This is a genomic window from Mesobacillus subterraneus (assembly GCF_020524355.2).
Classification (GTDB): domain Bacteria; phylum Bacillota; class Bacilli; order Bacillales; family Cytobacillaceae; genus Mesobacillus; species Mesobacillus subterraneus_C.
Genome location: NZ_CP129019.1, coordinates 2479201 through 2494131 on the forward strand (window position 1 = coordinate 2479201; position 14931 = coordinate 2494131).

Here is a 14931-nt window from a genome sequence, read left to right on the forward strand (position 1 = left end):
GCTAAAAGGATTGCCCTTTCAGCCCTGCTCCTCTCCTAGTCTATCGTTTTAAGTTTACGAGCTCCTGGAGGATTTCATCAGATGTTGTTATGATTCTTGTATTTGCCTGGAAACCCCGCTGAGCCGTGATCATTTCGGTAAACTCTTCCGAAAGGTCCACATTGGACATTTCAAGTGCTCCCGCTGCAATGGAGCCCCTGCCTTCACCAGGAACATTGATATTAGCAGTCCCAGAGTTGACTGATTCCTGGAATGTGTTGTTTCCGACCTTTGATAGTCCTGATGGATTGCTGAATTTAGCCAGTGCAAGCTGTCCAAGCGTTAATACGAGACCATTTGAGAAGACTCCGTTGATTTCACCAGTTGAACCGATATTGAAGCTTTCAAGGGCGCCTTGCGTGTTGCCGTCTGGATAGGCATTGGCGTCCATGCTGCCGCCTTCTTTTGTCAAATCCTTAACCGGCATTTGTACAGTCAGGTTTCTAACTCCATTATTTCCGTCATTAACCTTCAGGGTAATAGACAAATCTGCAGGTGGATTTGCAGGATTAAAATCAGGAATAGTGATCGGTTGCTCAACAACATTTGCGTTTGGATTGTTAGGATCGACGGTGATTGATTTATCAATAAAGGATAACTTCCAAGATCCTGTAGAAGCATCCACAGGCGAGATTTTCAAATCAATCACATGCTCAATTCCTTTATCATCCACAACCTTGATTTGCTGAAGTAATTCCGAATTGCCCTTCGCGTCCTTTGGAAGATTACCCTTCATGACTAATTCAGTAGTCTGCTTAGCGGGTAAAAGCGCATTAACGTTAACAGTTATATCTTCTAACTGTCCTATTTGATTATAGGATTGAACTTTCAGACCCTCACCAGTAACCAATGTCCCATTATCATCCAAGTAGAAGTTCCCGGCACGTGTATACATCTGTGATTGACCCTGTTTTACAACAAAATACCCATCGCCTGAAATTGCAAGGTCAAGGGCGCGTCCTGTTGTTTGCAAGCTTGATTGAGTGTCGATCATATCGATGGTCGCAATCGTGGAGCCCAGCCCCACCTGCATCGGGTTTTTACCGCCCTTATTGTCGGTAGCAGCACTTGCACCTGAAATCGTTTGATTCATAGTATCCTTAAAAGTAACACGGCCCTTTTTGAAGCCGTATGTATTTACATTGGCAATATTGTTTCCGATTACATCAAGTTTTGTTTGGAAGTTTTTCATTCCACTGATTCCTGAATACATTGAACGAAGCATTATTCAAAACTCCTTTCGATTTTGGGGCTGCTTCAATCGGTCCACAGCCCAGGCCTCCGTAAAGGTCCAGCCTTTTGATTTTTAATTTTCCATAACAATTGTTCCATTTATATTGGTGAATATTTGTTCGGCTGCTTCCTGCCTTCCCATCGCTGTAATGACAGTGTTGTTTTTTGCACTGACAATCAGTGCAGCGTCCTTTAGCAGAACGAGTGAATCACTCACGCCCTTGGCCTTAGCCTGACTAACTTTTTCCTCGATCCTGTTCCAGCGCTCCTGGGAGATATTGATTCCCCTCTGCTCCAGTCGTTCAGTTGCATGCTTGCTTATAGTCAGTTGATTCTTTGATTGAATTGCATTTTGCAATTGCAAGGAAAAAGATGTTTGTGTTAATTGGTTGGCTTTTACAGGTTTAAGGTGTGTCCTGTTAACAGGCAGTGAATGAATTGGATTAAAATTTGTTTTATCCATTACATCACTTCCTTACGTTATTGAATTTTGGTGATCTGTGAAGAAATGATGCTTGTTTTATTCTCATCATCTAGTAAATAGGATGTTTTCCCATTTTTAAATGAAACGGAAAGGACATTAGCTGATTTTTCTTGTTTATTTTCATCAAGATAGGTAATTGTTTTTCCAATCAACATACTTGCCTGCAGCATATGATTTTCACTTGATAACTCGTTGATCTGTGAAATATTCGCTGGCTCCAGGATCTTCCCATCTTCAAGAATAAAAGAAACCGTATCTTCCTTGAACTGCACAGAGGCTACCTTTCCATTTCCCTGTTGAATGGTTTCTTCGCCATTTGCGGTTTCAATTTTATGCCATGTGACATCTTTTCCGACAAACTGGCTGTAGGATATCATTTTATTTTGCTGTTCAGCCTGTACAAAACGATCGATTGATTTTCCCATATTTGTGATTTGCTCAAGTGTTGAAAATGTTGCCATTTGAGCTATGAAATCCTTATCTTGCATTGGATTCATGGGATCCTGGTTCTGAAGCTGAGTCATCAGGATTTTCAAAAAATCATCTTTTCCAAGTATATCCGAACCAGCTTTCCTGTCCTTTTGAAGATTGGAAAGCAGATAAGTAGAATTGATTGAATTTACCATTGTCTATCTCCTAAACTTCAGTATTTAGCAGTGCTTCTTCAAAAGAAAGGTTAAAATCCCCTGTTTCTTCTTTTGTTTCCCGCTGTCCTCTGTTTGGCTGCCGCTCCTGTTGCTGGGAATCTCTATTCAGGAATCGTTCTTGCTGGCTTTGCTGCTGAGTCACTTCAATCCTTTCCACTGAAAGGTTTTGTGCTGCAAAGGCCTGTTTAAGACCATTAATGTGTGACTCCAGCGTTTCTTTTGCCGTTCCAGATGTAGTTATTATTCTCGCCATCATCGTTTGATCCTTTTGAAAAAGCTCTATACGGATGCTCCCAAGGTGCTCAGGGAATAATTTTATGAATAGTTTTTGAGTTCCCCCACTATTCATGAAATGCGATTTCGAAAGAATCGATTCAAATTGTTTCATTAATTGTTCAGGTGAGACCGGTCTTTCTGGGCTATTCATTGTTAGCATCAATTGTTCAACCTTTGTCATCTGGGGAAGGTAAGCAACAGTTCCTGCTGGACTATCCGTCTTTAATGCTGAGCTGCCCTCTGTTAAAGTCATTTTTTTTGAGTTTACAAGGTTTAAATCACTCGCTAACAGGGTAAATCTTTTTTGAAAATAATCCGTATGAGGATTTGGTTTACTCGTTTCAAAAAGGTTCTTTAATTCCTCACCAAGATTCTTCAGGGATTCTTTCACAGAATCATAGCTTTTATATTCATTCCCATCAGCATATTTAGTCATTAATTCTAAAAGTTTAAGTGCCTTTAATGTGTGTAAATCATTTTGTTCGATCTTTCCGAGTATTTGATTTCCATTTTGATTGGCGATTCCTGTTATGATAACCGCTAAGGATGACAAGAGCTCATCTTCAGAGATACTCTCGATATCATTTTCACTGTTTCCTGTCCATTTTTGAATAAACAGCTTCAAATCTTCTTTGTTTATCCCAAAATGCGCCAGTGCCTTAGGTAATAGATTTCCAGTGTCTGATTTCAATACATCCAGCAACTTCAGTCCATCTTCTAAGTCTAAAAGATCGTTTATGTTAATCATTTCTGCCAAGGCACCCAGACTTTCAAGGTTTTCACTCTGCGCCGCTTCAGATGAGGGGATTAACTCTGCTTTTCCGGATAATACTGTTGACACTAACTCTGCGAAGCTTCCAGCAGCACCACTATTTACGGACAGTGTCTGTTTTCCAGCAGCAATAGAATTAAAAAAACCAAGACCTCCTATTTCCAATGTTTTCACCTCCTCTCGAATTCACGTCAGCTAATTACTGTTAGCTTCGTTCGTCAATATCTCTGTATACTTCGCTGCTTCTTCGGCGGGAAGCTTTTCCATTATGGACGCAAGTGTTTCTGGCTTAATGTTTGTCAGAATCTTCACGGCTTCATCTGTGTCCATTTTAGAAATAATTGGAGCAGCACTCTTCGCTGACATTGTTTCATAGGTTTTGACGATTTCCCGGAAGGCCCGCTTGTTTTCCTCCTGGATCGCGGTTAATTCCTCTATTTGTGCCTGAAGCTGTGCTTTTTCCAATTCCATTCGTTTTAGCTGTGTATCCTTGCTATCGATTTTAGACTTCAGTTGATCCATTTTTGCTTCGCGGTCTTTAATTTCTGCTTCAAGGCTGATGATATCTTTTTCAAATTCTTCAATGGATAGCGGCTTTTCTTCCTTTACAAACTGAGATATGAAAGGTACTTTCCCTCCGATGTCCTTCGCTGTATCGAAAATATTGATCCCTAGAATCGAAAGCGCAAATAACGCAATAACAATCGCGAACAAGGTTGGAATCGCGATCACATATAAAAACCATTGAAGCTTGTTTCCATCCTGATTTTCTTTTTCCTCCACACTGATCACCTAATTTCCCGGTTCATATATTGCTGAATCGAGACTTCATCCATCATCCTGCTTTCTGCATACTTTGCATCTGCCAGAAATCGAAGATGGTCTTTTTCTTTGATTTTTTCAAACTTTTTTACTTCCTGATTTTTCTCCATCAGCTGCACTTGTTGATAATTCATGATGTTTCTCGCATTCATCACAACTTTCTGATAGTGGGCAATCGATTTTTCAAGATTGCCGATAAACTGTTGATGGTGCCGTATTTCCTGGACAGGCAAACCGTCCAGAAGCCTGTCTGATTGGAAGCTCTCAAGATCTTCTTTTTTCTTCAGAAGATGATAGAGTCTGTCAGCCGCCTCTTCGAACTTTTTGACTGAATCCTGGTACACGACTTGTGCTTCGTCCACTTCTCTCGACTTGAGTGAAAGGATCTTATCAAACTTGAATTGATACCGCATTGATCCATCAACCTTTCCTTACTAGCTGCAATAAAGCCTGGACACTCTCATTTATTGAGACTTTGTCATTAGTACCTTGTTTTAAAAAATTTAGAATTTGTGGATACTTCATAATCGCTTCATCTATCTCGGCAGAAGTACCTTTTTTATATGCCCCGATATTAATTAAATCCTCAGCGTTGATATAGGTACTTAGTAATTCCCTTAATCTTTCAGCCGCTTTGACATGTTCATCGGCGACAATATTGTTCATGATTCGGCTAATGCTTTTCAATACGTTCACTGCAGGGTACTGGCCCTTTATTGGCTAAATCCCTGTCTAATACAAAATGGCCATCCAGGATTCCCCTTACTGTGTCAGCAATAGGTTCGTTCATGTCATCACCATCGACAAGGACGGTATAAAAACCTGTTATCGATCCAAATTCATTCGTCCCGGTTCTTTCAAGAAGTCTTGAAAGGATGGCAAATACTGAAGGAGTATAGCCTTTAGTGGTAGGAGGTTCTCCAACTGCTAGACCTACTTCACGCTGCGCCATTGCCACTCGTGTAACTGAATCCATCATCAGCATGACGTTCAGTCCTTTATCTCGGAAGTACTCTGCAATCGCTGTTGCTGTATAAGCTCCTTTGATCCGCATTAATGCAGGCTGGTCTGAAGTGGCAACAACTACTATCGAACGCTTTAGTCCTTCCGGTCCTAAATCACGTTCGATGAACTCCCTGACTTCTCGACCCCGTTCACCAATCAGCCCAATGACATTCAGGTCTGCTGTAGTATTTCTGGCAATCATTCCAAGCAATGTACTTTTCCCTACACCACTACCGGCAAATATCCCAACACGCTGGCTGCTCCCAACGGTCAGCAGGCTATCAATCATCCTGACTCCGACTTCTATCGGTTCCGAGATTGGCGGTCTGCTCAAAGGGTTGGGAGGGTCTTGTTCTGTAGGAACTGACGCCAATCCTTTTGGAAGGCTGGACTGATCCAATGGCACACCCAGCGAATCAACGACTTTGCCAATCAATCCCGTCCCTGCTTTAATTTCAAGTGGTTTCATCGTCGTTTCAACGAGACTTCCAGGTGATATATCGTGAAGAGATGTATACGGCATCAAAATGACGTTTTCCTCTTTAAAGCCGACAACCTCCGCTTGGATTTTCCGCTTTTTCTTTGTGCCCACATGTATAAAGCAGACATCGCCTATTGAACTTTCAGGACCCTGGGACTCAATCATTAAGCCAACAACTCTTTTAACTCGTCCATAACGTTTAAAACTATCCAGAAAGTCGACATGTTCCAATAAATCCTTGGCCTTCACTATTGTTCACTCTCCAGCATTTCAAACAGCTTATTTTTGATTTCTTCCAATTGGCTATCTACACTTGCGTCAACTCTGCCATTTTCAGATTCGATGATGCATGATGTTTCCTCAAGATCGTCATCTGGGTAAATATAGAAATCAATATCCTTCGGAAAGATGGCAATCAGTTCATCTTTTTGAATAAGCAATTCCTGGAAGTATTTCGGATTTACGTGCAACTGAATATCCATGTACTCCCTGGAGTTTTTTAACGCTCTCTTTACAAGGGGAAGGAAAGCTTCATCTTCAGCTAGTTTTTTCCCGATTATCTTCCCGGCTATTTTCACCCCGAGATCAAGAATCACCTTTTCTGATGATTCAATATGATTCTCGTAATCTTTTTTTGACGCATCAACCGTTTCTTGGGCAAACATGATTGTTTGACGGTACTCTTCATACCCCTGGGTTCTACCTTCCTGATAGCCTATTTCAAAGCCCTGCTGCCTGGATTCTTCGGCCAATAAAGATTTTTGCTGATCCCATTCTCGTTGTTCCAGTTGGATTTGCTGACGAATCTGTTCAGCTTCCTCACTGGCCTTCAACACAATATTATCCGCCTGAGCTAGAGCACCCTCGAGGATCCGCCTTCTTTCATCTTCTGTATGAGTGAAGATCTGTGGGACTTCTTGTTGTTGTGATGATTCTAACACCCTGATAGAGATGACCTTCTTTTCTGCGGGCATAGCGCTAGTGTATTGAGATTTGATAAGCCTAGACAATAATATCATCTCCTCCGCCACGGGCAATGACGATTTCACCAGATTCTTCCAGACGGCGGATAATAGCGACAATCCTGGATTGTGCTTCTTCTACATCACGAAGCCTTACAGGACCCATGAATTCCATTTCATCCTGGAAGGTTTCGACCATACGCTTAGACATATTTTTAAAGACAATTTCTTTGACTTCATCACTTGAAACTTTAAGAGCAAGCATGAGATCTTCGTTTTCACAATCTCTGATAACACGCTGGATAGCACGGTTATCAAGTGTGACAATATCTTCGAATACGAACATCCTCTTTTTAATTTCCTCTGCCAGTTCAGGATCCTGGATTTCCAGTGCATCTAAAATAGTGCGTTCGGTTGCGCGGTCCACTCCGTTCAATACATCAACTACAGCCTCAATTCCGCCAGTTTGCGTATAGTCCTGAGTTACAGTGGCTGAAAGCTTTCTTTCCAGGATTTGCTCGACCTCATTGATAATTTCTGGCGATGTGCTGTCCATCACTGCAATACGACGTGCAATATCCGCCTGGACGTCTTGGGGCAGTTCAGATAAAATCTGGCCTGCTTGTGCGGAATCCAAATAAGAAAGTATAAGTGCGATTGTTTGTGGATGCTCGTTTTGAATGAAATTGAGAATTTGCCCAGCATCCGCTTTTCGAGCAAAATCAAACGGCCTCACTTGCAGTGACGAGGTCAATCTATTGATGATCACAGCGGCCTGATCGGTCCCTAATGCTTTCTCTAACACCGTCTTCGCATAACCGATTCCACCTTGAGTGATATAATCCTGAGCAAGCGCAATGCTGTGAAATTCTTCCAAAATCCCTTCCTTTGCCAGCGAGTCCACTTTCTTCACACCTGATATTTCAAGTGTTAACTTTTCAATTTCCTCTTCACTTAAATGCTTATAAACCGAAGCAGAAACATCTGGACCAAGCGAAATCAGGAGGATTGCTGCCTTCTGTTTTCCTGTTAATTCCTTTTGGTCTTTCCTCACCATTGGTCCTCCTCCTAATCCTCAGAAATCCAGGTTCGCAATAGCTTTGCGAAATCCTCCGGCTTTTCTTTCGCCATTTTTTCCAGCTGTTTTTTCTTCATTGTGCCTTCTGTCTCAAATTCCTTGTTCACATCAGGAACACGAATTTGCTCATATTCTTCTTCCATTACATATTCTTCTTCTACTTCTTTCTTCCTCGATCTCATAAATAAAAGTAATAAGACTACAATACCTGCTAGCAATAATCCGCCAACTAGGTATACCCACCAAGGCAGTTTCTCTACAGTATTATTGTTATCGAAGGTAACTTTACCGTTAAACGGCTGCACGGATACAACGACCTTATCTTCGATGACTTCATCCGTTAGTTCTGTGCCTAACGACTCTTTATCAATGGTCGTTCTGACGATAGTACCTAGAATTTTTGTAATATCCTCTACCCGTTCCTGCGGCAATGAATTTCGGTCATCTGGAGTTGGCGGTTCGACCATGACCTGAATCCCAAGATCTCTTACCTTGTATGGACTCTCGGTAATTTCCTTGCGAATTCTGCTGACTTCATTATTAATTGTTTCTTCGACTCTCTCATAATCTCCGTTGCCATTTGTTCCCTCAAGATATTGAGCCCCTGTAGTTTCACCAGGGTTTCCTCCTTCTGGAATTCCGCCAGCTTGATCTGCATTTCCAGTGAAGGTTTCAGTAATTCGCTGCGCACTGATTGCGATGCCTTCCATATTTTCTTTATCAACAGGGTCTACAATGTTTTCTTCTCTGTTTTCCTGGGTAAAGTCTATATCGGCGGTAACGGAAACAACTACTTTATCATGCCCCATCAAAGTACCAAGCAAATTTTGGACCTGTCTTTGGACATCTCTCTCAATTTGCTGTTTGATTTGATGCTGAGAAGCAAATGATGCTCCACTGGAATTATTTTCATTTTTTAAATCAAAATACTCAAAATATTGATTCATGATGACGATATTATCTGTAGGAAGGTTCGGAACACTTTTAGCCACTAAGTGATAGAGTGCATTGATTTGATCTTCCTTAAATTGATAGCCCGGGCTTGTGTTTAGCACAATGGATGCTGATGCTGGCTGTTCATTATCGCTAACAAAAATCCCTTTCTCAGGCAGGTTGATCATTACCTTCGCATCATTGACACCATCTATTCCTTTCATCAAATCAGCAAGTTCTGTTTGCATTGCATCCAATTTTAAAACAAAGAATTCATTATCCGTCATACCAAGACCGGCATTTTGGCTAAAAAATGAATAATCTATACTCCCTGATTTAGGAATCCCTTCGGCTGCCAGCTCAACTTTCAAGCTATCAACCGATTCTTTCGGAACAAGGATGGTATTGCCGCCATCTGCAATTTCAGATTTAATGCCCCTTGCATCAAGGCTTTCTTTAATACTTCCAGTCTCGGCTGGAGAAAGATTGCTATAAAGCGGCTCTAGGGACGTCCTCGAGGTAAAAAAAGCTGTAAGGACGGCTACTGTCAATACAAAGAAAACAGACGCACCAAGACTGATTTTTTGCTTTCTGGTGCGCCCTTGCCAGAAATCCTTCATTGTATGTATATACTTTTGAATGGTTTCTTTCATTTCAATCCCCCCGGTTATTAAGTCTCTTCTTTTTATACAGCTAATAACCGATATAATCTTAGTTTTTAGCTCTTACTATTAAACTTGCATTCTCATCATTTCCTGATATGCTTCAACCACTTTGTTTCTGACTTCCATTGTGGCCTGCAGTGTAATGCTCGCCTTTTGGCTCGCAATCATAACCTGGTGGAGGTCAACGTTTTCCCCCCCGAGCTAGTTTTTCCGTCATTGCATCTGATTGAATCTGAGTTTTATTTAAATTCTCAATAGATTGCTTAAGTACGGACGAAAAACTCTTTTGCGCTTCGTATGGTGTAGGTGTGGGAGTAGACACTTTTGAATCAAATGGTCTGACCATTTGGCTAACAGAATTAATTCCAGCTGAGTTCATTTAGTTCTCACCTTACTTTCCTATTTCAAGTGCTTTCATCATCATGCCCTTGGAGGCGTTGAAAACTGTGACATTTGCTTCATAAGATCGTGTCGCGCTTATTAAATCGACCATTTCCCTTAAAGGATCGACATTGGGATATGCAACATATCCTTCTTGATTTGCATCTGGGTGTTCTGGATCAAAAACCATTTTAAGTGGATTTTCCCTGTCCTCAATTATCCTTGATACTTTAACTCCATTTCCCGCCCCTGCTCCGTCTGTTTTCCCCATTGCTTTATTAAGGAATGAAGAAAAGTTTCCTTCATTAGGTTGTAGGACAACCATTTTCCTCCGATACGGCTCGCCATTTACACCTCTTGTCGAATCTACATTCGCCATATTGGAAGAAATGACATCCATTCTGAGGCGCTGGGCAGTTAACGCAGATGCAGTCGTGCTCATGCTATGAAACATGGTCATGCTTACTTACCTCCCCTGATAACTGTTTGGAGAGAGTTGAATTTCCCATTGATCCTCTCAGTCAGAGCATTATAGTAAATTTGGTTCGCAGCCAGATCGGCCATTTCTTTATCCATATCAACGCTGTTGCCATTCTCGTTATAATTGACGTTTGGATTAGTAACGACTCCAGGCAAATGACTCATTTTACTGCTGAATTCATAATGGCGGGCATCTGATCTATTCGCTTGAAAGGAATTGCCCATCACATCCTGAAATACCGCTTTGAAGGACATGTTCTTTGCTTTATAGTTCGGTGTATCAACATTCGCGATATTCTGCGAAATGACTTTTTGCTTCGCAGAAGAATAGTTCAACGCATGTTCGAGGGTTGATACAGTGTTTGAAAACAACTTCAATTTTTGCACCTCGCAATAGCCACACAGATTATTTTGCTGAATTTTGTAGTTCCATGCTGAATTTCGTCATTATATTCCTAATTGTAAAGAATCTGAAATAATCTGTCTATGTACTTTCAGTTAATTTTTATCATGCATAATGCTCATTTTTCAAAATAGGCTAAAAGAACTATTAGTTTAGTTATCATTATATTTTTAATAATTATCTCTATTTTTTTGTAAAGTTTTTTAAAATAAATAGGAATAAAGAATGATTATCCGTGTTATTTTCCACTGAATTAAAGGTTCAATTACCTATTCATTAGTATTGATTTTGCCATTAATCCCTTAAAGAACCCATTGTTTTTAATTTGTTATTTTGATCAGTGTAAAAAAACCGCAATATTTTTGTAACATAAAATAGTACCAGGGCTAACTAAAACTGCTTTTTAATAGGACCAAAAAAATCCGCTGAAGTTCAGCGGATTTTTTCATTCTTTAATTTAGTTGTTTTTTAGCTTTTCAAGTTCGAATAGAAACTTGTCATTTAATACTTTGATATAAGTTCCTTTCATTCCTAGGGAACGTGATTCGATAACCCCTGCGCTTTCTAGCTTGCGTAGTGCGTTGACGATTACGGAACGAGTGATGCCGACTCTGTCAGCGATTTTGGAAGCAACGAGCAGACCTTCTTTTCCGTTAAGTTCTTCAAAAATATGCTCGATCGCTTCAAGTTCACTGTATGATAGTGAACTAATTGCCATTTGGACTACAGCTTTGCTGCGTGCTTCATCCTCAATCTCTTCTGCCTTTTCACGAAGGATTTCCATTCCTACCACAGTCGCGCCATATTCCCCTAGAATTAGGTCATCGTCATGGAATTGTTCTTCAAGACGAGCAAGGATCAATGTTCCAAGACGCTCGCCGCCCCCGATGATTGGCACAATCGTTGTTAAGCCGTTTTTGAATAGCTCTTTGTTTTCAACAGGGAATGCTGTATACTCACTCTCAACATCCAGGTTCGGTGATGTCTCCTGGATATTGAATAGATTCTTCGTATACTCTTCAGGGAATTGGCGATCTTCGAGCATTTTTACCATGCGCTCGTTTTCAATTTGCTGATTAATTCCTAAGCCTAAAAGCTTTCCTCTGCGACTGACAACAAAGATATTAGCCTCGATCACTTCGCTTAGAGTTTCTGACATTTCTTTAAAGTTTACCGGTTTGCCGGCAGCTTTTTGGAGCAGAGCGTTAATTTTTCTAGTTTTTGATAGTAAGTCCATTGTTTCTTCCTCCTATTTGCTTTAAACAAAAAATCATTTATTTTAATTTTCCAGGCTAGTTTCAAAACTTTAGCACAGTAAGCAGTCTATATTTGTCTACCCTATTGAGTATGCATTAAACGATTAACCATTATAATATGAACTGGCTTAAATCTTTGTTTCTTGAGATAGCGCCAAGTTTTTCTTCTACATATTGCGGAGTGATCGCGACCTTCTCCAGATTGATATCTGGTGCTTCAAAGCTCAGGTCTTCAAGCAGCTTCTCAAGGATTGTCTGCAGCCTTCTCGCTCCGATGTTGTCTGTATTCTGGTTTACTTCATACGCGACTTCAGCTATCTTACGAATAGCATCGTCAGAAAATTCAATTTGTATACCTTCTGTTTCCAATAAAGCTTCATATTGCTTTGTAAGTGCATTGTCAGGTTCAATAAGAATCCTGTAAAAGTCCTCAACTGTCAGCTTCGTAAGCTCTACCCTGATTGGGAAACGCCCTTGCAATTCGGGTATCAGATCGGAAGGTTTTGCCATGTGGAACGCACCTGCAGCGACGAACAAGATATGATCTGTTTTAACAGTCCCGTACTTCGTGTTAACCGTCGACCCTTCCACAATCGGAAGAATGTCTCTTTGAACACCCTCACGCGAAACATCTGCACTGGAGCCACCGGAATTCTTGCTGGCAATCTTATCAATTTCATCAATGAAAATGATGCCTGCCTGCTCAGCACGGTATGTAGCTTCTTGGGTTACTTCATCCATATCAATCAGCTTTTGGGCTTCTTCATTGATTAATACCTGTCTGGCCTCACGTACAGGCAGCTTTCGTTTCTTGCGTTTCTTAGGCACCAGGCCACTTAAAGCATCTTGCATATTCATTCCCATTTGTTCCATCCCAGAACCCTGGAGCATATCAAACATGGAAGGCGTCTGCTCCTCGACTTCGACGGTCACAAGCTCCTCCTCAAGTTCGCCTTTTGCGAGCTTTTCCTTAATGACTTTACGCTTTTCGAATAAGCCTAAGTCTTCTGTTTGGTTTTGCTCTTGTTCAGGCTGCTGCTGGCTTCCACCGAACAACATTTCAAGTGGATTTTTGTAATTCACTGATTTTTTCGCCGAAGGGACTAACAGCTCGATCAGACGGCGGTTTGCATTTTCTTCTGCCGGTTCCTTAACACGCTCCATTTTTTCCTCTTTTACAAGCCTGATTGAGGTTTCAACAAGATCTCGAACCATGGATTCGACATCACGGCCAACATAACCGACTTCAGTGAACTTTGTTGCTTCCACCTTGATGAAAGGAGCGCCAACTAACTTAGCCATCCTTCTGGCAATTTCTGTTTTACCTACACCAGTAGGTCCAATCATCAGGATATTCTTAGGTATGATTTCATCCCGGATATTTTCAGCGAGCAAGCCGCGGCGATATCTATTTCTGAGAGCAACTGCAACAGCTTTTTTAGCATCCTTTTGACCGATAATATACTGGTCTAGCTTTTCCACGATCTGCCTTGGAGTTAAATTTGTCGTTTGTTTCACACTCAACACTCCTTTTCCGTTACAGTTCTTCCACGATAATATTGTGGTTTGTGTAAACACAAATGTCAGCGGCAATTTCCAATGAAGACTTCGCGATTTCTTTTGCTGTTAAATGGTCTCCAGCATATTGCTTTAATGCACGGCCAGCAGACAAGGCATAATTACCTCCTGAACCGATCGCCAAAATGCCATCATCAGGTTCAATGACTTCTCCTGTTCCGGAGATAAGAAGCATATCAGTCTCATTCAATACAATGAGCATTGCCTCGAGTTTCCTTAGGACTTTATCACTTCTCCATTGCTTTGCAAGTTCAACTGCGGCTCTTTGAAGATTACCATTGTATTCCTCAAGCTTTGCTTCGAACATCTCAAACAGGGTGAACGCATCTGCGACAGAACCGGCAAATCCAGCAATCACTTTACCATTAAACAACTTTCGGACTTTCTTTGCTGTGTGTTTCATCACTACAGCATTCCCAAAGGTCACCTGCCCATCGCCTGACATTGCACATTGACCTTTATGTTGAACAGCAAATATCGTTGTGGCATGGAATTCTGACATTCCTTCGTCCTCCTTTTGGCTTAAGCCCTCGGATGATGTGACATATAAATATTGCGCAAGTGCTCTTTCGTAACATGGGTATATACTTGCGTTGAAGACAGGAACGCATGGACCATCAGCTCCTGGACAGTTCTCATATCTGCTCCATTGCTCATCATATGCGTGGCAAAGGAATGGCGCAGTTTATGAGGATGGATTTTCCCAGTAAGGGCAGACTTTTCAATCAGCTTATTCAGGATCTCCCTGATTCCTCTGTCTGTCAGTGGACCACCCCGAAAATTCAGGAACATGTGGCTATGATCATCTTTAGTCTTCAGAAGTTCTGGTCTTCCATTTTTTATGTAGTCTTCAATCGCATCCTGAGCAAAACTTCCGAAAGGCACATATCTATCCTTTTTCCTTTTTCCATGAATTAAAACTGTAGATGTAGATAAGTCTATATCCTTCAGCTGGATTTTACAGCACTCACCTACACGGATCCCCGTAGCGTATAGCAGTTCCAAAAGGGCCTTGTTCCTTTTCCCAATCGCTGTTTCGGTTTCACAGGCGTTAAATAGCTGAGAAAGCTCCTCTTCATAAAAAAAATCCGGCAATCTCTTTTCAAGTTTCGGTATCGATACGAGGGAAAAAGGGTTATCTCCTACCATTTTTTCGCGAAGCAAAAACTTATAAAAGCTACGCATACATGAAATCCTGCGGGCAACAGACTTTCTTGAGAGCTGCTGGTCAAATAATTTCGTGAGGTAAATCCTTGTATCAGCATACTCAACATCATCAAGTCCAGTCAGGCCTTGTTCAGACATGAACAAAAAAAATTCCCTAATATCATGTTGGTAATGTTCAATTGTATATTGTGAGTAATTTTTTTCGATTTGTAAATATTCAATAAATAAGTTTAAAGAATTGTTCACATTTCCTTCCATCTCGTCACCTC

Annotated in this window: 15 protein-coding genes and 2 pseudogenes; all 17 read right to left on the reverse strand. The window is 41.1% G+C overall.

From position 1 onward, the window contains the following. Positions 1-40: 40 nt before the first annotated feature. Positions 41-1264 carry a flagellar hook protein FlgE gene (locus LC048_RS12860; RefSeq protein WP_226600613.1) on the reverse strand — a complete coding sequence of 408 codons (1224 nt, stop codon included), beginning with the start codon at positions 1262-1264 and terminating at the stop codon, positions 41-43. An 81-nt stretch (positions 1265-1345) separates the two neighbouring features. After that, positions 1346-1735: a TIGR02530 family flagellar biosynthesis protein gene (locus LC048_RS12865; RefSeq protein ID WP_226600612.1), complete on the reverse strand. Its 390-nt coding sequence runs from the start codon at positions 1733-1735 to the stop codon at positions 1346-1348. Positions 1736-1752: 17 nt separating this feature from the next. Then, entirely contained in the window at positions 1753-2382 is a 630-nt protein-coding gene (flgD, locus tag LC048_RS12870; RefSeq protein ID WP_226600611.1) for a flagellar hook assembly protein FlgD, read from the reverse strand. Between the two features lie 10 nt (positions 2383-2392). Continuing rightward, complete coding sequence (locus tag LC048_RS12875) at positions 2393-3625, reverse strand: flagellar hook-length control protein FliK (protein ID WP_226600610.1); 1233 nt, start codon at positions 3623-3625, stop codon at positions 2393-2395. Positions 3626-3646: 21 nt separating this feature from the next. Further along, complete coding sequence (locus tag LC048_RS12880) at positions 3647-4234, reverse strand: MotE family protein (protein WP_226600609.1); 588 nt, start codon at positions 4232-4234, stop codon at positions 3647-3649. 5 nt (positions 4235-4239) lie between these two features. Beyond that, the gene (gene fliJ, locus LC048_RS12885; protein ID WP_226600608.1) at positions 4240-4686 is read right to left on the reverse strand and encodes a flagellar export protein FliJ; all 447 of its coding nucleotides are present in this window, start codon (positions 4684-4686) and stop codon (positions 4240-4242) included. 7 nt (positions 4687-4693) lie between these two features. Beyond that, positions 4694-6008, reverse strand: a pseudogene (gene fliI / locus LC048_RS12890) (flagellar protein export ATPase FliI). Next, a complete protein-coding gene (gene fliH, locus LC048_RS12895) occupies positions 6008-6778 on the reverse strand; it encodes a flagellar assembly protein FliH (protein ID WP_226600657.1) in 771 nt (256 codons plus the stop codon). Before fliH ends, fliI begins: the two are co-directional and overlap by 1 nt. Then, the gene (fliG, locus tag LC048_RS12900) at positions 6762-7778 is read right to left on the reverse strand and encodes a flagellar motor switch protein FliG (protein WP_226600606.1); all 1017 of its coding nucleotides are present in this window, start codon (positions 7776-7778) and stop codon (positions 6762-6764) included. The genes fliH and fliG overlap by 17 nt, the downstream gene beginning before the upstream one ends. 11 nt (positions 7779-7789) lie before the next feature. Further along, the gene (gene fliF, locus LC048_RS12905) at positions 7790-9385 is read right to left on the reverse strand and encodes a flagellar basal-body MS-ring/collar protein FliF (protein WP_226600605.1); all 1596 of its coding nucleotides are present in this window, start codon (positions 9383-9385) and stop codon (positions 7790-7792) included. Between the two features lie 78 nt (positions 9386-9463). Then, positions 9464-9743 (reverse strand): annotated as a pseudogene (gene fliE / locus LC048_RS12910) (flagellar hook-basal body complex protein FliE). 45 nt (positions 9744-9788) lie between these two features. Further along, positions 9789-10238, reverse strand: a complete 450-nt coding sequence (flgC, locus tag LC048_RS12915; RefSeq protein WP_226600603.1) for a flagellar basal body rod protein FlgC — start codon at positions 10236-10238, stop codon at positions 9789-9791. A 2-nt stretch (positions 10239-10240) separates the two neighbouring features. Beyond that, positions 10241-10636 (reverse strand): flagellar basal body rod protein FlgB, encoded by a 396-nt coding sequence (gene flgB / locus LC048_RS12920; protein ID WP_226600602.1) that lies wholly within the window; start codon positions 10634-10636, stop codon positions 10241-10243. Positions 10637-11118: 482 nt separating this feature from the next. Further along, positions 11119-11898, reverse strand: coding sequence for a GTP-sensing pleiotropic transcriptional regulator CodY (gene codY / locus LC048_RS12925; protein WP_214901964.1), 780 nt, complete (start codon positions 11896-11898; stop codon positions 11119-11121). A gap of 130 nt (positions 11899-12028) precedes the next feature. Beyond that, positions 12029-13435, reverse strand: coding sequence for an ATP-dependent protease ATPase subunit HslU (hslU, locus tag LC048_RS12930; protein ID WP_306047918.1), 1407 nt, complete (start codon positions 13433-13435; stop codon positions 12029-12031). Positions 13436-13454: 19 nt separating this feature from the next. Next, the gene (gene hslV / locus LC048_RS12935; RefSeq protein ID WP_226600600.1) at positions 13455-13997 is read right to left on the reverse strand and encodes an ATP-dependent protease subunit HslV; all 543 of its coding nucleotides are present in this window, start codon (positions 13995-13997) and stop codon (positions 13455-13457) included. A gap of 20 nt (positions 13998-14017) precedes the next feature. Further along, positions 14018-14920: a tyrosine recombinase XerC gene (gene xerC, locus LC048_RS12940; RefSeq protein WP_306047919.1), complete on the reverse strand. Its 903-nt coding sequence runs from the start codon at positions 14918-14920 to the stop codon at positions 14018-14020. Positions 14921-14931: the final 11 nt, after the last annotated feature.